Source organism: Synechococcus sp. A15-62 (assembly GCF_014280075.1).
Lineage (GTDB): Bacteria > Cyanobacteriota > Cyanobacteriia > PCC-6307 > Cyanobiaceae > Parasynechococcus.
Window position 1 is genome coordinate 262239 of the sequence record NZ_CP047950.1, and the last position, 16681, is coordinate 278919.

Sequence of the window (16681 nt, forward strand, 5' to 3'; positions counted from 1 at the left end):
GCTGCACGTCAACCTTGTCTTTCTATGTGCGATCTGCTACCAAAATCAACCTAGGTCGACTAGGCGAGTCCCCTGCCAGTGCACCGCATCGGCGCTGAAGCTGAAACAACAAGGCAGAACCTCCACGCCACTGATGGTGGCCTGGCGAAACAGTTCCCCGTAGCGCGGATCGGCGCTGTCGCCGGGAGCAAAGGCAGTCACGTCCGGCCGGCTGAGGCAGGGCACCAGCACTGCCCGCGCATCCGGAAGCACCCCCATCAGCTCAATCAGATGCTTTTGCCCCCGTTCAGTCACCGTGTCGGGGAACAGGGCCGTGCTGCCGTCGGTCCAGGTGGTGTTCTTCACCTCCAGGTAGATCGGTCGTTGATCGGGGTTCTGCTCGGCCGGCGTCAGCAGGAGGTCGATCCGGCTGCGCTTGTTGGTCCCATAGGCCACCTCAGCGCGGATCCCTGCAATGGCGCCCAGTTGAGCCTCCAGGCACCCAGCTTCGACTGTGGCGCGAACCAGGCGGTTGGGCAGGGCCGTGTTGATGCCCACCCAGCAAGGTTGGCCATCGGCACCTGGCACTTCGGCTTGCTCCCAGGTCCAGGCCAGCTTGCGTTTGGGGGAGGGTGCAAAGCGCAGACGCACCCGTTGGCCAGGGATCAAGACTCCCGTCATCGGGCCGGTGTTAGCGCAGTGGGCGGTGACGGTCTCGCCGCTGCTCAGCTCCACATCGGCCAGGAAGCGTTTGTAGCGCTTCAGCAGCACGCCCTCGGTTAGAGGTTCAAAGCGCAGCAGGGCATCGCCCGGAGAGGGAAGGCCAGTCATGGCAGCAGCCGAGATTGGCCCATGGTCTCGTGTGGTGCCTCCACAATGCGCCCAATGCTGGGGGCCGAATGGCGCGTTCACTGAAGGGGATCGCACTGGTGGTGACCCTCGGCACCCTGTTGAGCAAGGTGGGTGGCCTGATTCGGCAGCTGGTGATCGCAGCGGCCTTCGGGGTGGGCGCGGCCTATGACGCTTACAACTACGCCTATGTGCTGCCTGGATTTCTGCTGATCCTGCTGGGAGGGATCAATGGCCCCTTCCACAGCGCCATGGTGAGCGTGCTGAGCCGGCGCCCACGGGCCGAAGGAGCCCATATCCTTGCGGCTCTCAACACCAGCGTCAGTGCTCTGTTGCTGATGGTCACCATCGTTCTGGTGCTGGCGGCGGATCCTCTGATCACCCTTGTGGGCCCTGGTCTTGCCCCCGAGCTTCACGCCATCGCACGGGTGCAGCTGCAGGTGATGGCGCCGATGGCGCTGCTGGCCGGACTGATCGGGTTGGGTTTTGGATCCCTCAACGCCGCCGATGAATTCTGGATTCCGGCGATTTCTCCGCTGATGTCCAGCGGCGCCCTGATCATCGGGGTTGGATTGCTCTGGTGGCAGCTCGGGGCTGACATCGCCTTGCCGTCCGCCGCCATGGCCGGGGGTGTGGTGCTGGCCTTGGCCACGTTGGTGGGGGCTTTGCTGCAGTGGCTGATCCAGCTGCCGGCGTTGATCCGGCAGGGGTTGGCTCGTTTCCAACTGGTCTGGGACTGGCGGCACCCGGGGGTGCGCGAGGTGTGGCGTGTGATGGGGCCGGCGACGCTGTCGTCCGGGATGCTGCAGATCAATGTGTTCACGGATCTGTTCTTCGCCTCCGGAATTCTCGGCGCGGCGGCGGGTCTGGGCTACGCCAATTTGTTGGTGCAAACGCCCCTGGGTTTGATCTCGAATGCACTGCTGGTGCCCCTGCTGCCCACCTTCGCCAGGCTCACGGCGCCGGAAGATCGTGCGCAGCTGATCGATCGGATCCGCCAGGGGTTGATGCTGTCTGCGGCATCGATGATTCCCCTGGGGGGTCTTTTCATCGCCTTGGGTGGCCCCATCGTCGCCCTGGTGTACGAGCGCGGTGCCTTCGATGCGTCAGCCGCCCAGTTGGTGACGGGTTTGCTGATGGCCTACGGCCTGGGCATGCCGGCCTACCTCGGCCGGGATGTGCTGGTGCGTGTCTTTTATGCCCTTGGGGATGGAACGACACCTTTTCGGCTCTCGCTGGCGGGGATTGGTCTCAACGTGGTTTTTGATTGGCTTCTGGTGGGTGGTCCTACCCCTTGGGGGAATCAGTCGCCGTTCAATTTCGGTGCACCCGGGCTGGTGCTTGCCACGGTTGCCATCAACCTGCTCACCTGCCTCGCCCTGATGCTGGGTCTGCAGCAACGCATTTCAGGACTGCCGCTGCGGCGTTGGGGGATGGACCTGCTGAGGCTGGCCATCGCCGGCGTGCTGGCAGCGGTGGGCGCCGGGATCATCGTGACCGTTGTGCCCTGGCCCGGAGGTTTGCTGGGCCTGCTGTTTCAGGTGGGTGCGCCTGGCCTGCTGGGTTTGGCGTTGTTTGCCTTAATCGGTGCACAACTTCAGGTGCCGGAGGTGCGTGAGATCACGCAGTTGGTGACGGGCCGATTCAGGGCTCGCTGAGACGAACATCGAGTTCTTCACGCACCTGGATGGGCAACTCCAGCTGTTCGCGACCCACGAGTTGAGGACCCTGAACAGACACAATCCGGGCCTCGATGCCGAACTCTTTAAACGCGGTTTCCAGTTCCTGAATCAGGGCTTTCTCAACTTGAGCCTCCGCATCCACCACCCGGCCGATCAGCCGTTCACCCAGTCGGCCAATGCGTTGGCGCACCAATTCTCTTGAGTTGGTGACTTCAATGATCAGCACACCAACCGCGGCGGATGGAGTGCAACCTTATCCGCAGTACGGCTCGAGGATCTCCTCAAGATCCCTCAGCTGGGCTGGGGGGATCAGCTTGGAGAGGGGAAGTTGACTCGCCCCACCCGCCAGAGGCACCTTGACGGCGTCGAGGGCCTGCCGGGCTGCCACCTCAGCACCTTGATTGACGCGGGCACTGCATTCGATCGCCAGGGCTGAGGCCAGGTCGGCATCGCCGAGGTACAGATGCCAACCGCTGATCTGAACGTAGAGGCGGTCAGCCAAAGCACTCTGAAGGTCTTGCAGGTCGCTGGCGGAGAGGGACATCAGCCCAAAAGGATCGCGGTGTGGATTGCCTCCATGCTGGCTTTATTCCTCAGGCTTGGGTCGCTGAAGAATTACCCAAATCAACTGGCCCAGCCACAGGGTTGCCCAGAGGCTGGTGATCCAGGTCAGGCTTCCGCCAGGGAAGGGGTGGCGCATCTCCTGCAGAAACCAGCCGCCGCTGTTCACCGCGGCGAACACGCCGCCGTGCAGGCACAGGTTCACGATGCGCTCGAAATGCCGGTAGGTCGGATCCTCAGGGTCAGCGGGGCCATACCAGCGGATCGGCATTGCTCGGGCTCAGAAACACCTGAATCCTGACGCGCCCCGCACCCGGTTGACGAGCGGACCCTCGATGGGGTCTGATGGTTTGGTGCAAGCGCTTGTAGCTCAGCGGATTAGAGCATCTGACTACGGATCAGAGGGTCGGGAGTTCGAATCTCTCCAGGCGCGTTTCAACTGCCCCCGATGGGCAGTTTTTTTTTTTGGTTGATTGGTCGGGCTGATCGCTGCGGTTTCTTACGATTGGTCAAAGCTTTACTGACATTTCATGGGCCAGGCCTCTGGACGCGCCATCGACGCTGATCTGGCTCAGTCGGATCCCGATATCGCTGCGTTCGTCAACCAGGAACGGCAGCGTCAGGAAACCCACCTCGAGCTGATCGCATCCGAGAATTTTGCGTCCCGTGCGGTGATGCAGGCCCAGGGTTCCGTTCTCACCAACAAGTACGCCGAGGGTCTGCCCAGCAAGCGGTACTACGGCGGTTGTGAACACGTTGATGCCATTGAAGAGCTGGCCATCGAGCGGGCCAAGCAGTTGTTTGGTGCCGCCTGGGCCAATGTTCAGCCCCACAGTGGGGCCCAGGCCAACTTCGCCGTCTTCCTGGCCCTGCTGCAGCCCGGCGACACGATCATGGGGTTGGATCTGTCCCATGGCGGCCACCTCACCCATGGTTCCCCGGTCAACGTCAGCGGCAAGTGGTTCAACGTCGTCCAGTACGGCGTCGACAAGGAGACCCAACGCCTTGATATGGAGGCGATCCGCCAGCTGGCTTTGGAGCACAAGCCGAAGCTGATTGTTTGTGGCTACTCCGCGTATCCACGCACCATCGACTTCGCCGCTTTCCGCGCCATCGCTGATGAAGTGGGTGCCTATCTGCTGGCCGACATGGCCCACATCGCCGGCCTCGTGGCCGCTGGAGTGCATCCCAGCCCTGTCCCCCACTGCGATGTGGTGACCACCACCACCCACAAGACCCTGCGCGGCCCCCGCGGCGGCCTGATCCTCTGCCGCGATGCCGAGTTCGCCAAAAAGTTCGATAAGGCCGTGTTCCCTGGCAGCCAGGGCGGCCCTCTGGAGCACGTGATCGCTGCCAAGGCTGTGGCCTTCGGGGAAGCACTGCAGCCTTCGTTCAAGGCCTACAGCCAGCAGGTGGTTGCCAACGCGGCAGCCCTCGCTGAACAGCTGATCGCCCGCGGCATCGATGTCGTCAGCGGCGGCACCGACAACCATGTGGTGCTGCTGGATTTGCGTGGCATCGGGATGACTGGAAAAGTGGCTGATCTGTTGGTGAGTGATGTGCACATCACGGCCAACAAGAACACCGTTCCCTTCGACCCTGAATCGCCCTTCGTCACCAGTGGCCTGCGATTGGGAACAGCTGCGCTCACCACCCGTGGTTTCGATGCGCAGGCTTTCCGGGAGGTCGCCGATGTGATTGCCGACCGTCTTCTCAATCCTGAGGATGATGCGATTCGTCAGCGTTGCCTCGACCGGGTGGGTGCCCTCTGTGAGCGCTTCCCCCTCTACGCCGACAGCAAGCAGCCTGTTCTTGTGTGAGGCCTGGCCCAGGCTCTACAAGGGTCTGGCCGATGTCTGGTGGATGGGTTGCAGGCTCTTTAGGATTGAAGTGACTCCTTCTGACCGGGGGATCGTCTCTTTCCTGGAGCCTGCGTGAATCTCTTGGCCAGCCCTATCGCGGTCGCCTCGGTCAGCTTTCTTCTGGCTGCGGTGACCACCACGGTGCTGGTTCCCCAAGTTCGCAGGCTGGGGCTTCGCTTTGGGTGGACCGATCTGCCCGATGAGCGCAAGCAGCATGTCACCCCCATGGTGAGGCTGGGGGGTATTGCCATGGTGCTGGGCTTTGGTACGGCTTTGGCGGCGGTGTGGTCGATGGGGGGCTTCGGCCTGCTGGCGCCGGCCAAGGATCAGCTGATTTGGAGCACTCTGGCCGGTTCGCTCTGCTTTTTTCTGATTGGCCTGGCGGACGACCTCTTCGCTCTCTCCCCTTGGCCGCGGCTCGCTGGACAGGTTGCAGTGGCTTGTGCGGTTTGGAGCCAGGGCGTTCGGATTGGAGCAATCGATCTTCCCTGGTTCACCGCTTCAGCCGGTCCGATTGCTCTGCCGGACACCCTCAGCCTGCTTGCCACTGTTGTTTGGCTTGTGGGAATCACCAACGCCATCAACTGGCTGGATGGCCTTGATGGCCTTGCTGCGGGCGTGGCTGGCATTGCCGCTGTCGGGCTGGTTTCCGTCAGCTTTTCGCTGCATCAGGCGGCCGCCGGATTCCTTGCCGCAGCCCTGGCGGGCTGTTGCCTCGGCTTCCTGCGCCACAACTTCAACCCCGCCCGCATCTTCATGGGTGATGGGGGCTCTTACTTCCTCGGCTTCACCCTCGCTGCCGTGAGCATCGTGGGACCCGCCAAGGGACTCACGACGGTGAGTCTGCTGCTTCCGTTGTTGATTCTTTCGCTGCCTCTGGCCGACATGTCGGCTGTGATCATGGGCCGTCTGCGCGAAGGACGTTCCCCCTTCTATCCCGACCGCCGTCACCTTCATCACCGCCTGCTCCGCGCTGGCTTCAGTCACCGGCGCACGGTGCTGTTGATCTACGTCTTCACCCAGTGGCTTGCTGCTTTGGCCTTGGTGGTGGCCAATGCTGAGATGCGCTTCCTCTGGCTGGCTTTGGCCACGGCCATCCTTGTGGCAACGGTGGTGATCAGCCGTCGCCAGCTGCAACATGAGCGAGCTCTGATGAACACCAACCCCCGTTCAAGCTCCGTTGACCCCGCTGCACTTGGCGAACCGCGTGGCTGAACCAGGGGTTGAAATCCTGTGCGTGGGCACAGAGCTGTTGTTGGGTGACATCCTCAACGGCAATGCCCGATGGATTGCCGAACAGTTGGCGGGCCTGGGGCTGCCGCATTACCGCCAAACCGTTGTCGGTGACAACAAAGATCGCTTGATCTCCGCTGTGCGTGAGGCGTCGCAGCGCTGCAGGTTCCTGGTGACGACTGGAGGTTTGGGACCGACCCCCGATGACCTCACCACAGAGGCCCTGGCCGCTGCTTTCGACACTCCTCTCGAGGAGCGGCCCGAACTCTGGCTGGAGATCCAGCGGAAGTTAGCGGCGGGTGGCCGGCCGGTTGCTCCCAGCAACCGCAGCCAGGCTTTTCTGCCCTGTGGAGCTGAGGTGCTTCCCAATCCAAAGGGGTCGGCACCGGGAATGATCTGGTCGCCCCGGCCTGATTTCACGATCCTCACCTTCCCTGGGGTGCCTTCTGAAATGCGGGCGATGTGGACGGAAACGGCCGCCCCCTGGCTTCAAGCCAATGCTGGGACGTCCGGTGTGCTTGTGAGCCGCCAGCTCCGCTTCAGTGGCATTGGCGAATCCGATCTGGCTGAGCGTGTTGCCGATTTGTTGGAGTCCACCAACCCAACGGTGGCTCCCTATGCCTCCCTTGGAGATGTGAAATTGCGGCTCACGGCCTGTGCACCCACTGCCGATGCCGCCGCTGAGCTGTTGGTGCCGGTGGAAGCTGAGCTGCGCCGTCGCACGGGAAACCACTGCTATGGCGTCGATGCGGACAGCCTGGCGTCAGTGGTGATCGACCTGCTCAAGCAACGGCATCAGACGATGGCGGTGGCGGAGTCCTGCACCGGTGGTGGGTTGGCGGCCGCCCTGACGGCTGTTCCAGGCTCCTCGTCGGTTTTCCAGGGTGGCGTCGTCGCTTACAGCAATGCGGTGAAACAGGCTTTGCTGGGGGTTTCGCCGGATCTGCTCACTGCCCATGGTGCTGTTTCCCAGCCTGTGGTCGAGGCGATGGCTCGGGCAGCACGGGAGCGCCTGAATTGCGACTGGGCGATCGCTGTAAGCGGTATCGCCGGCCCTGGCGGTGGCAGTGCTGAGAAGCCCGTGGGCTTGGTGCATCTGGCCTTGGCTGGTCCCGATGGCTGTGAGGCCTGGGTGCAGCATTTCGGTGAGCGGCGGGGTCGGGAAGCCATTCAGAGGATGAGCGTGATCCGTGGCTTGGACCGTCTGCGTCTTCGCTTGCTCGCTCAGGTTTAGGGTCGACGGTTCTTGCGGCTGAGCTGTTGAGTTCCGGCACCCTCTACGACAAGGTGTGGGATCTGCATCGGGTGGCGGAGCTCCCCGGCGGTTCCACCCAACTGTTTGTTGGTCTGCATCTGATCCATGAGGTCACCAGTCCTCAGGCCTTCTCGGCTTTGAAGGACAAGGGCCTGACGGTGCGTTGTCCTGAGCGCACAGTGGCCACGGTGGACCACATCGTGCCGACGACCTCTCAGCAGCGGCCGTTCGCTGACCCGTTGGCGGAGGAGATGCTCAGCACCTTGGAGCGGAACTGCCAGGAGCACGGCATCCCTCTGAACAACATCGGCAGTGGCCGGCAGGGCATCGTTCATGTGATTGCCCCGGAGCTGGGCCTGACCCAGCCGGGCATGACGGTGGCTTGCGGTGATTCCCACACCTCTACCCATGGCGCCTTCGGGGCGATCGCCTTTGGGATCGGCACGAGTCAGGTGCGCGATGTGTTGGCCAGTCAGAGCCTGGCCATGAACAAGCTCAAGGTGCGCCGGATTCAGGTGAATGGCCTTCTGCCAGAAGGCGTGTCGGCGAAGGATCTGATCCTGCATGTGATTCGCCACCTTGGTGTGAAGGGCGGCGTTGGCTATGCCTACGAGTTCGCCGGCTCTGCCATCGAGGCGTTGTCGATGGAAGAGCGGATGACCCTCTGCAACATGGCAATCGAGGGGGGAGCCCGATGCGGTTATGTCAATCCCGATCAGGTCACCTTTGAGTATCTGAAAGGTCGCCCCCATGCTCCCGAAGGTGACGCCTGGTCCCGCGCTGTCGCCTGGTGGAGTTCCCTGGCCACTGATGCCAACGCAACGGTCGACGACGAGGTGGTGTTTGACGCCGCTGCGATTCCACCCACGGTGACCTGGGGCATTACGCCTGGCCAGGGACTGGGCATCGATGAAACCGTTCCCAGCCTTGATCAACTGGATCCAGGTGAGCGTCCGATTGCGGAGGAGGCCTATCGCTACATGGATCTCCAGCCGGGAACGGCCATTGCCGGGGTGCCTGTGGATGTCTGTTTCATCGGCAGCTGCACCAATGGTCGTCTCAGCGATCTGCGTGCGGCTGCCGATGTGGCCCGTGGGCGTCAGGTGGCTGAAGGCATCAAGGCGTTTGTGGTTCCGGGCTCGGAGCAGGTGGCGAAGGCTGCTGAAGCGGAAGGACTGGATGCTGTGTTCCGTGCCGCAGGCTTTGAGTGGCGTGAGCCCGGCTGCTCGATGTGTCTGGCGATGAATCCGGATCGGCTGGAGGGGCGTCAGATCAGCGCCAGCTCCAGCAACCGCAATTTCAAGGGTCGGCAGGGATCGGCCAGTGGCCGGACCTTGTTGATGAGTCCAGCCATGGTGGCCGCCGCTGCCGTTAACGGTCGTGTGACCGATGTTCGTACTTTGATTTCTCCGTCCGCATCGTGATGGCTCACTTCCCGACTGGTCCGATTCAACAGGTGAGTGGAACGGCCATTGCTGTTTCCGGTGAAGACATCGACACGGATCGGATCATTCCGGCACGGTTCCTCAAATGCGTCAGCTTCGAGGCATTGGGTGACCAGGTCTTCGCCGATGACCGTCTTGAACTCTCCGGTGAGCACCCCTTTGATCAAGCCCGTTATCAGGGGGCCTCGATCCTGGTGGTGAATGGCAATTTCGGCTGTGGTTCCAGTCGTGAGCATGCACCGCAGGCGTTGATGCGCTGGGGAATTCGCGCGGTGGTTGGGGTCAGTTTTGCCGAGATCTTCTACGGCAACTGTCTTGCCCTTGGCATTCCCTGTGCAACGGCGGCCCCCGAGCAGATCAAGGCGATTCAGGCGCAGGTGGATGGCGATCCGGGCCGATCCTGGAGCCTCGATCTTGCCGGTTTGAAGCTGACCGCAGCCGACTCCAGTTGGCCTGTGTCGATCGATCCCGGTCCTCTGGACATGCTGCGCAGCGGTCGTTGGGATGCAACGTCCCAGCTCCTGGACCATGGCCCCCAGGTTTCGGAATTGATGCAAAAACTGCCCTACATCAACCAGTTCGGCGGCGAGTAACAGCCAAGCGCGACTCCTGTGTCTATGAAATAGATAGGAGGTTGGAACTCAATGGCCTGTTCGCTTTCGCGGTTGGTGCTGCCGTTTGTGCCGTTGTTGGTTGTTGCCGGTGTGGGTCCTGCTGGGGCCCTGCCGCTTCAGGTGCAGCCCCATGATCCATTGGATCGCAGCTGTCCCGGCTGTGATCTTCGCCAGGCGGATTTCCGTCAGGCCCATCTCATCGGTGCTGATTTTCGGGGCAGTGATCTGCGCGGTGCCGATCTGCGGGAGGCGAATCTGGAAGGTGCTGACCTGACGGGAGCGTTGCTGGAAGGTGCTGACCTGAGGGGAGCCAATCTCACCAATGCTGAGCTGTCTGGCGTGGATCTGCGCAATGCCGATCTACGTGAGGCCCAGGTGATCAATGCCTATGCACCGAACGTGCGGACCTCCGGAATGCGCTACGCCGGAGCTTCGCTGTTCGGCAGCAATCTGATCATCGGTGGCGGTGATTGATCAGAAGGGCCGATCCGCGTTGGTCGTTTCCATCCAATTCGTTGGGGTGTAGGGCACAAACGGCACGCCTGTGCCCTTGAAGTCAAAGTCGTTGAGCCGGAAGCGAACGCCACCAATGCCCTTGTAGGGATTGAAGTAGACCCCCACGTCGTAGCTGCGCCGTTGCCAGCGCAATTCGATGTTGGAGTTGACGGTGCTGCCGTAGTACTTCGAACCGGGATCGACGTTGTAGCTGACGCCGGTGCTCAGCACGACCGGCCCAACAATTTGTTGGGTGAGGCCAACCCCAAGGGTGGCGAGATCGACGTTCCGATCAAAGGCGAACGGGCTGTCGCCATTTTTCAGGGAGCCGCTGCCGACGATGGAGATCTGTGTGAAATCGAGGAAGGGCTTGCTGAAGGTGCCCAGGGTGATGGTGGGGCCTCCGCTGAGACTCAGGGTCTCCTGGTGACGGCCATCGCCGTACACAGCAATCGAGGTATTGACGTTGGTGTTCAGGCTCAGCCCCGGAACGATGGGAACGGGGGAATAGCGATAGGCCGCTGTTGGAATCAGCTCTGCTGTCTTCCCTTTGAGCAAGGGGATCTTGCTGGTGACGGAGGCAAACAAGCTGCCTCGCCCAGTGCGCAAACGGCGGTTGCTGTTGAAGCGGTCGGCGTAGTAGTCGCCGATGGCACCGCGAATGAGGTAGTCATGATCCACTTCGCCTGTCGACCAGCTGCCCTTGGTCTGGGCATAAACGCCGTAGGCCGCATTGATGTCGGTTTCACCGAGGGAGCCGTTCCAGGTGCGGTAGCGGTAGGCCCCGAACAGATTGGTGCTCAGCACGCCCAAGCCGCCCATGTCGATGTCCCGGCCAAAACTTCCCCAGTAGCGGCTGCTGCTCAGGATGTCTGCGGGGTCAAAGCTGCTGATGTCGGCGTCGCCGTTCAGTTTGTAGTTCCCGTATCGGCCGCGCAGTTTGGCGTCCAAGCCAAATAAATCAGCGGCGCTGTTGAAGTCGCCGTCAATGGCGCGCTGCACCATGAACTGCGGTTGAACGGACAGTTCCGTGCTCGTACCGATGGTGAGTGGCTTGAGGTTGCGTCCCACAAAAAGGCCATCACGGTCCCGGTTGTCGATGCCAACAACGAAGCGGTTCTCCACTTCCTCTTCCTTCTGGATGAGCTGTCGACGGGTGACCGGGATGGGCAGCCGCTCTTCAACGATCAGCCGGTTGCGTCGCGCCGAGATCAGCACATCGCCATTGGCTTGCTCGCGGGCGATCACATCCTCTGCATCGATTCTGGTTTGCGCCGGCGTGAAGGGATCGTTGCTGAAGCCCATGCGGTCAGCTTCCCAGCCATCCGCCGTGATCAGGATCTTCGAGGCCTGCACCCTCCAGCGGCTGATCGTGCCGTTGAGGAAATTCGTGCTTCCCAGGCTCTTCAGTTGGGGAACTTTGACCACGCCAAAGCGGTTTTCATCCCTGACCGAGGAATTCAGGCGTTGAACGGGGATGCCGCTGCGCCGTTCGATGCTGAAGCTGCCCTGGAGGTCGACGTCTGAGATGCGTTGGTCGATCCTGGCGATCGCTTCAGTCCGCATGGCCTGCTGCTGGGCTGGCGGAATCGTGGGTTGCTCTGTTGTGTTGTCGCTGGAGACATGGCGTTGAGGGCTTCCTCCATCGCCGAGGGCAATCGAGTCGAGGCGCTCGGAGAGGGAGGAGGGCTTGACGCGCTGGCCGCGATCCGGGTCGTCACACTCCGGCATGGGCGGCATCACGACGCTCTCCTGCTTGGGTGTGTCCCGTCCCCAGCGGTAGCGCAAGCCGAGCAAATAAGTATTGCTGCCTTCGGAGACACCGCCATAGCTGCCGAAAGCACCGGAGCGGTGGTGAATCCGGCCCACGAGCGACAGGTCGGAGGACACCGCTGCCTCCACCTCGAAGCCGAGATAGTTCAACAGCTGGGTGTAGTTCTCGCGGAATGTTTTCTCGTAAAGGCTGACGTTGGAGTTGTAGCTGATGCCTTCAACGACGCTGAAGCTCAGCCAAGGCTGAACCCAGACGCGCGCTCCAATCCCCAGCACCCCCTCGCCGAAGCTCTGTGCCGGCAGATCGGCATAGGGCTTGCTCTGGTTGAATTCGCCACCCTGTTGCTGCTTGGCGATGTGGCTGAACAGGTCAGCCTCAAGTTCAATGGCGAATGGACCAGCGCGCATGATCCGTTTCTGCACGCCGACGCCCAAAACGGCTTCCGGACGCATTCGACCGTTGAAGAGGAAGGTGTCCCCGAAGGGGGCATCAATCATCTGACCGCCCCAGGCCGTCACTGCCCAAGGTTGCGGATGCCAGTCCGGAACCGGGGGAAGCAGCGGTGGACAAGCCACAGAAGGCATGTCTTCACGGCTGGCTGAAGTGGCTGGCTCAGCTGGAGCTGATGTAGTTCGAGAGCTTGTTAATGGATTGGTAAGGGGTTCTTCAAGGTCGATGACCCCGTAAACATCGTTGAGCTGACCTTCGTTTTGGACGAGGTTGTAGCGGAAGCTCGAGGCTTGAAAAAACTGTTTGCCACGCCGGAAGCGCACTGCGCCGCGGGCGTAGAGCGTGCGATACGCCGCATCAAATTCAATGCGATCAGCGTGCAGTTCAGCTTGCCCGAGCTGAACCGAAACGTTGCCTTCAGCAATCGTGGCTTTGGATTTGGTGTCGGTGTATTGGCGGTCAGCTCGAACGTTCAGGCGCGCCGGCGCTGGAGAAACCGTGTCTGACGTTGATTCAGCCGAGCCGGCAGTCACGGGCAACACTGAAACCCACCCTGTGATCAGGGTTCCGGTCAATGCAAAGAGAAGGCGGTGCGCCGCCAAGGCAATGCTGCTGCGGCCCATGAGCTTGCCAGCTCATTTGAGAAATCATGGTCCGATCAGACCAGTGCGTTGCGCGGTCTGATCAGGAGGTGAATCAATCTTCCAGGTCTTTACGGCTCGGGGTGCGGCTTGGATCGCTCGCAAGGAACCCGAACACGAAGATGCCGAGGAAGAAGAAGACGACCGAGTAAACGGAGATCTTGAGGGCGAGCATGGAGACCGACCGGCGTCTGTGAGAAGGGCATCATCCTATGGGGCATGACAGCGTCAGCAGGGGAATGAACCCTGATCAGGTCGATCGATCGGAGTGGATTGAAACGTTTCGCAGTCGCTCGCGACGTGATCTGCGTGCCGGCTGGCGCCGCTCAGGCGCTGCCCAGGCTGGTTTTTTTCTCGATGAAAGTTGGGGATCAACGCACCGTCCGGACTGGGCCAAACGCGGCCTGCTGATCTGGCCTAGGGGACGTCAATGGCTGCGGCTTGAGCAGCGGTTGAGCTGGCCTGATGGCTGGAGTGCCAGTGATTCCTGCTGTGCCCGGTTGGTGCTGAGCTGGTGGGCCGAGCAGATGCGCCTGTGGGTGGATGGCGTGCTGGTTCATGAGGGGGATCTGTTCGATACCGCCTGTCGCTGGCCGCTGCCTGGGCGCTGTCGTCAGGGGGCATCGCTCGATCTTGTTCTGGAGCTCTGCAGCCCTTTGCATGACGACGGAGCTCTGATTAGCAGTCATCTCGACCTGGAGCCGCGGTCCGCAGGCCCCGATCCTGAGGGCACGTTGTTGCCAGCGGCCCTGGAATTGCATCTGGCGGCGGATGGAGACCTGCCATCGCATTGGGCAGATCTGGATCCCAGCGGTGTTGAGGCGCAGGCTGCTGTTGCAACGCACCTGCATCAGGTGAACCCTCCACGAGGGTCGTTGCATTGGCTTGGTCATGCCCATCTCGATCTGGCTTGGCTCTGGCCGGTGGCCGACACCTGGCAGGCCGCTGAACGCACCTTCCGATCAGCGCTGGATCTGATGCGTCGCTGGCCCGAACTGCGCTTTGCCCATTCCACGCCGGCCCTCTACGCCTGGATGGAGCAGCATCGGCCGGCTCTGTTTGCGGAGATCCAGGCGGCCAGCCGTGCTGGTCGCTGGGAACCGATCAACGGCCCCTGGGTGGAGACCGACTGTGTGTTGGTCTCCACGGCGTCGCTTTGGAATCAGTTCGCTCTCGGTCAGAAGGACAGCCTGCGCCGCTTTCCGGAATGGACCCATGAGCTGGCCTGGTTGCCAGACAGCTTTGGCTTTGCTGCGGGTCTGCCTGCGGTGGCGTCGGCCACCGGGGTGCGCTGGTTCTGCACCCACAAGCTGGCCTGGAATGCTGAGAACCCTTTCCCCCACCGTTTGTTCCGCTGGCGCGGACGGGGGCGGTCTGAACTACGCAGCCTGATGCTGCCGCCGATCGGGCGTCGAGCTGATCCTCTGGAGATGCTGGGCGAGCAGCGGGCCTGGCATCAGGCCACGGGACTTGAGGCAGCGCTCTGGATCCCGGGCGTCGGTGATCACGGTGGTGGTCCCACCGAGGAGTTGCTGGAGCAGATCGAGCTCTGGGAGAAGCAAGCGGCCGCTTTGCCCACCCGTGCCGGCACGGTGCGGGAGTTCTTGGCCAATCTGGAGCAGGACGATCAGGCCTGGGCGGTGTGGCGCGATGAGCTCTTTCTGGAGCTGCACCGCGGTTGTGCCACCAGCCGTCCCGATCAGAAACGCCACAACCGAACGCTCGAGCGGCTTTTGCGGGAAGCCGACGCTGCTTCAGCCCTGTTGGCCATGGCCGGTCGGGATGGCGGTGGGAGCGATTGGCGCCCGCTGTTGTTTCAGCAGTTTCACGACATCCTTCCGGGAACGTCGATCCCGGAGGTGTTTGAGCAGGCGGAACCGGTTTGGCGCTCGGCCCGGCGCCAGGCCCGCAGAGAGCGCGACCGGCGGCTAGCAAGGCTGCCGCGCCAGAAGGACGCAGCGGCGGCATGGAGCTGGTGGGGTCTGCAGCCCTTGGCGTCCTGGTCGCCTCTGGTTCGCCTTCCGGCGGGATCATGGTCAGCCGACGGCGTTTCACTGCCGCAGCAAGCCGCTGCCGGTGGTGGTAGCTGGGTGCAGCTACCGCGTCAGCACGGCAGTTGTTCTCTGCCGCTCCGGCGTGAACCAGGCATGGCGTCCTGCGCTGCTCAACCCCGTCAGCCTGTGGTCATCACGTCGCTGGGGGCAGAGACTTGGCGGCTGGGCAATGGGCTGATCGATCTCAATGTCTCCGCGGCCGGACTGATGGCTCTGCGGGATCGCGATGGACGGGATCAGTTGTCGTCACCCCTGCAGTTGGAGCGTTATCGGGATCGTGGCGAATTCTGGGATGCCTGGGATCTGGCGGCGGACTATCGATCTCAGCCCCTGGGCGTGCTCGGCACGGATTCCCTGGAATGGCTTGACCAGGGTCCCCTGGTGGCGCATCTGGTGCTGCGGCGCCAGCTCGGCGCCAGTTGCATGCGGCTGGACCTGCGGCTGAAGGCCGACACCGCGTGGCTGGAGCTGATCTGCAGCATCAACTGGTGTCAGACCCATGAGTTGCTGCGCCTGGACCTGCCGCTGGCGACCCCCGCCGTCCGCATCGCTGCCGATACCAGCGGCGGCGTGATCGAACGGCCGGCTGAACCGATGACGGTCCGGGAACGGGCGCGCTGGGAAGTCCCCGTGATCTCCTGGTTCGCTTCCCAGTCGCCAGCTCCCGGAGGCGGGATGGCTGTGTTGCTGGACGGTCCCCAGGGTGTGGATTGGTCCTCAGACCGACTCGGCATTTCGCTGCTGCGGGGTCCGACCTGGCCTGATCCCAGCGCTGATCAGGGCTGGCATCGCCAGCGTATGGCCCTCATGCCCTTCTCCGGCTCATGGAGTGAGGCCGGTGTGCCGCAGGCGGCCATTGCCTTTCGCGAGCCCGGGTGGTGCTCGGCGTTGCCGGCGGAGCTGCGTCAGTGGTTCCCCTCGCTGCCGCTTCAACTCACGCCGGTGGCATTGGAGCGCCGTGCCGACGTTTGCCTGCTGAAGCTGCTGAATGCGGGATCAGCGCGTTGTCGCTGGACCCCTGGAGCGGACTGGAGTGTCCGCAGGGATGTCGATTCAAATGCCGCTGATGCCGTGGTGATCGCCCCGGGAGAACTCGTCTCCCTGGTGGTGGATCAGTCCTCGTGATCGTCGAACGGGTCGTCGAGTGCTTTGGATGGGGGCCCAAAGGCCTGGTACACGCCAAATCCGGTGAGTCCGAACAAGACTGCGAGCACGCCAATGGCGACGGACAGGGCTGGGGACGACGTTTCCATCACATCTCTCGACAGGATCAACCCCGAACCGGAGTCGGCCCCTACAGTATCGAGACTTCAAACCACCCGAGACCCGGCGTCGCCATGGCACAACGCACCCGTCTGGGAGACCTTCTCCGCCCACTGAACTCCGAGTACGGCAAGGTGGTTCCCGGTTGGGGCACCACTCCCGTGATGGGCATCTTCATGGTGCTGTTCCTGGTGTTTCTGCTGGTGATTCTTCAGCTGTACAACAAGTCCCTCATCCTCGAGGGCATCAACGTGAACTGGAACGGCCTCGGCTGATCTGCACCCATGAACATCTTCGGCGTCGGTCTCCCCGAAATGGCGGTTATCGGCGCCGTTGCCCTGTTGGTCTTCGGTCCGAAACGTCTGCCGGAACTTGGCCGGACTCTTGGAAAAACCCTGAAGGGCTTCCAGTCCGCATCCAAGGAATTTGAACGCGAAATCAACAAAGCCATGGCTGAACCGGAGATGTCCGGCGATGCTGCGAAGTCTGTCGAAGAACTTCCCCCCAGCGACTGAGTCGTCCCA

General features: G+C 62.2%; 17 protein-coding genes and 1 tRNA gene. 11 read left to right on the forward strand and 7 right to left on the reverse strand.

Translation table 11 applies throughout. The annotated features are described in order from the left end of the window. Positions 1–45: 45 nt before the first annotated feature. A complete protein-coding gene (gene sfsA, locus SynA1562_RS01270; protein ID WP_186494455.1) occupies positions 46–810 on the reverse strand; it encodes a DNA/RNA nuclease SfsA in 765 nt (254 codons plus the stop codon). 68 nt (positions 811–878) lie between these two features. Here sfsA and murJ point away from each other — a divergent pair, with 68 nt between their 5' ends. Next, positions 879–2486 (forward strand): murein biosynthesis integral membrane protein MurJ, encoded by a 1608-nt coding sequence (murJ, locus tag SynA1562_RS01275; protein WP_186494457.1) that lies wholly within the window; start codon positions 879–881, stop codon positions 2484–2486. Here the strand turns inward: murJ and SynA1562_RS01280 are convergent. From SynA1562_RS01280 to SynA1562_RS01290, 3 genes are read right to left on the reverse strand one after another with little or no spacing between them, the layout of a single operon-like run. After that, positions 2473–2736, reverse strand: coding sequence for a hypothetical protein (locus SynA1562_RS01280; protein ID WP_011363280.1), 264 nt, complete (start codon positions 2734–2736; stop codon positions 2473–2475). The two genes, murJ and SynA1562_RS01280, sit on opposite strands and share 14 nt — an antisense overlap. Positions 2737–2763: 27 nt before the next feature. Beyond that, a complete protein-coding gene (locus tag SynA1562_RS01285; protein WP_011363281.1) occupies positions 2764–3054 on the reverse strand; it encodes a DUF3181 family protein in 291 nt (96 codons plus the stop codon). A 42-nt stretch (positions 3055–3096) separates the two neighbouring features. After that, positions 3097–3342, reverse strand: a complete 246-nt coding sequence (locus SynA1562_RS01290; RefSeq protein WP_011363282.1) for a hypothetical protein — start codon at positions 3340–3342, stop codon at positions 3097–3099. 88 nt (positions 3343–3430) lie between these two features. Here SynA1562_RS01290 and SynA1562_RS01295 point away from each other — a divergent pair. From SynA1562_RS01295 to SynA1562_RS01325, 7 genes are all read left to right on the forward strand, one after another. Then, positions 3431–3504: transfer RNA gene (locus SynA1562_RS01295), tRNA-Arg, on the forward strand. A gap of 97 nt (positions 3505–3601) precedes the next feature. After that, positions 3602–4891: a serine hydroxymethyltransferase gene (gene glyA / locus SynA1562_RS01300; RefSeq protein WP_255445684.1), complete on the forward strand. Its 1290-nt coding sequence runs from the start codon at positions 3602–3604 to the stop codon at positions 4889–4891. Between the two features lie 114 nt (positions 4892–5005). Further along, positions 5006–6148, forward strand: a complete 1143-nt coding sequence (locus tag SynA1562_RS01305) for a glycosyltransferase family 4 protein (protein ID WP_186494459.1) — start codon at positions 5006–5008, stop codon at positions 6146–6148. Continuing rightward, the gene (locus SynA1562_RS01310) at positions 6141–7400 is read left to right on the forward strand and encodes a competence/damage-inducible protein A (protein ID WP_186495248.1); all 1260 of its coding nucleotides are present in this window, start codon (positions 6141–6143) and stop codon (positions 7398–7400) included. The genes SynA1562_RS01305 and SynA1562_RS01310 overlap by 8 nt, the downstream gene beginning before the upstream one ends. Positions 7401–7426: 26 nt before the next feature. Continuing rightward, entirely contained in the window at positions 7427–8845 is a 1419-nt protein-coding gene (gene leuC, locus SynA1562_RS01315; protein ID WP_186494460.1) for a 3-isopropylmalate dehydratase large subunit, read from the forward strand. Beyond that, on the forward strand, positions 8845–9459 hold the full coding sequence (locus SynA1562_RS01320; RefSeq protein WP_186494462.1) for a 3-isopropylmalate dehydratase small subunit 2: 615 nt from the start codon (positions 8845–8847) through the stop codon (positions 9457–9459). The genes leuC and SynA1562_RS01320 overlap by 1 nt, the downstream gene beginning before the upstream one ends. Positions 9460–9510: 51 nt before the next feature. Continuing rightward, a complete protein-coding gene (locus SynA1562_RS01325) occupies positions 9511–9954 on the forward strand; it encodes a pentapeptide repeat-containing protein (RefSeq protein ID WP_186494463.1) in 444 nt (147 codons plus the stop codon). On the opposite strand, the gene SynA1562_RS01330 is transcribed toward SynA1562_RS01325, so the two are convergent. Next, positions 9955–12822: a DUF3769 domain-containing protein gene (locus SynA1562_RS01330; RefSeq protein ID WP_255445685.1), complete on the reverse strand. Its 2868-nt coding sequence runs from the start codon at positions 12820–12822 to the stop codon at positions 9955–9957. Positions 12823–12895: 73 nt separating this feature from the next. Then, positions 12896–13015: a photosystem II reaction center protein I gene (locus SynA1562_RS01335; RefSeq protein ID WP_006042333.1), complete on the reverse strand. Its 120-nt coding sequence runs from the start codon at positions 13013–13015 to the stop codon at positions 12896–12898. 64 nt (positions 13016–13079) lie between these two features. Here SynA1562_RS01335 and SynA1562_RS01340 point away from each other — a divergent pair, with 64 nt between their 5' ends. Then, on the forward strand, positions 13080–16019 hold the full coding sequence (locus SynA1562_RS01340) for a glycoside hydrolase family 38 C-terminal domain-containing protein (RefSeq protein WP_255445686.1): 2940 nt from the start codon (positions 13080–13082) through the stop codon (positions 16017–16019). Here SynA1562_RS01340 and psbN read toward each other — a convergent pair. Further along, positions 16007–16147 carry a photosystem II reaction center protein PsbN gene (psbN, locus tag SynA1562_RS01345; RefSeq protein ID WP_011363291.1) on the reverse strand — a complete coding sequence of 47 codons (141 nt, stop codon included), beginning with the start codon at positions 16145–16147 and terminating at the stop codon, positions 16007–16009. The genes SynA1562_RS01340 and psbN overlap by 13 nt on opposite strands. 84 nt (positions 16148–16231) lie before the next feature. On the opposite strand from psbN, the gene psbH reads away from it, so the two are divergent. After that, a complete protein-coding gene (gene psbH, locus SynA1562_RS01350; protein WP_006849996.1) occupies positions 16232–16432 on the forward strand; it encodes a photosystem II reaction center phosphoprotein PsbH in 201 nt (66 codons plus the stop codon). A 9-nt stretch (positions 16433–16441) separates the two neighbouring features. Continuing rightward, positions 16442–16672 carry a TatA/E family twin arginine-targeting protein translocase gene (locus tag SynA1562_RS01355; protein ID WP_186494467.1) on the forward strand — a complete coding sequence of 77 codons (231 nt, stop codon included), beginning with the start codon at positions 16442–16444 and terminating at the stop codon, positions 16670–16672. The last annotated feature ends 9 nt before the right edge of the window (positions 16673–16681 follow it).

What these genes read in the sequence shown, in the direction of transcription:
- sfsA (WP_186494455.1), bottom strand. Translation starts at nt 810, where the DNA reads ATGACTGGCCTTCCCTCTCCGGGCGATGCCCTGCTGCGCTTTGAACCT.
- murJ (WP_186494457.1), top strand. Translation starts at nt 879, where the DNA reads ATGGCGCGTTCACTGAAGGGGATCGCACTGGTGGTGACCCTCGGCACC.
- SynA1562_RS01285 (WP_011363281.1), bottom strand. Translation starts at nt 3,054, where the DNA reads ATGTCCCTCTCCGCCAGCGACCTGCAAGACCTTCAGAGTGCTTTGGCT.
- SynA1562_RS01290 (WP_011363282.1), bottom strand. Translation starts at nt 3,342, where the DNA reads ATGCCGATCCGCTGGTATGGCCCCGCTGACCCTGAGGATCCGACCTAC.
- glyA (WP_255445684.1), top strand. Translation starts at nt 3,602, where the DNA reads ATGGGCCAGGCCTCTGGACGCGCCATCGACGCTGATCTGGCTCAGTCG.
- SynA1562_RS01320 (WP_186494462.1), top strand. Translation starts at nt 8,845, where the DNA reads ATGGCTCACTTCCCGACTGGTCCGATTCAACAGGTGAGTGGAACGGCC.
- SynA1562_RS01325 (WP_186494463.1), top strand. Translation starts at nt 9,511, where the DNA reads ATGGCCTGTTCGCTTTCGCGGTTGGTGCTGCCGTTTGTGCCGTTGTTG.
- SynA1562_RS01330 (WP_255445685.1), bottom strand. Translation starts at nt 12,822, where the DNA reads ATGGGCCGCAGCAGCATTGCCTTGGCGGCGCACCGCCTTCTCTTTGCA.
- SynA1562_RS01335 (WP_006042333.1), bottom strand. Translation starts at nt 13,015, where the DNA reads ATGCTCGCCCTCAAGATCTCCGTTTACTCGGTCGTCTTCTTCTTCCTC.
- SynA1562_RS01340 (WP_255445686.1), top strand. Translation starts at nt 13,080, where the DNA reads ATGAACCCTGATCAGGTCGATCGATCGGAGTGGATTGAAACGTTTCGC.
- psbN (WP_011363291.1), bottom strand. Translation starts at nt 16,147, where the DNA reads ATGGAAACGTCGTCCCCAGCCCTGTCCGTCGCCATTGGCGTGCTCGCA.
- psbH (WP_006849996.1), top strand. Translation starts at nt 16,232, where the DNA reads ATGGCACAACGCACCCGTCTGGGAGACCTTCTCCGCCCACTGAACTCC.
- SynA1562_RS01355 (WP_186494467.1), top strand. Translation starts at nt 16,442, where the DNA reads ATGAACATCTTCGGCGTCGGTCTCCCCGAAATGGCGGTTATCGGCGCC.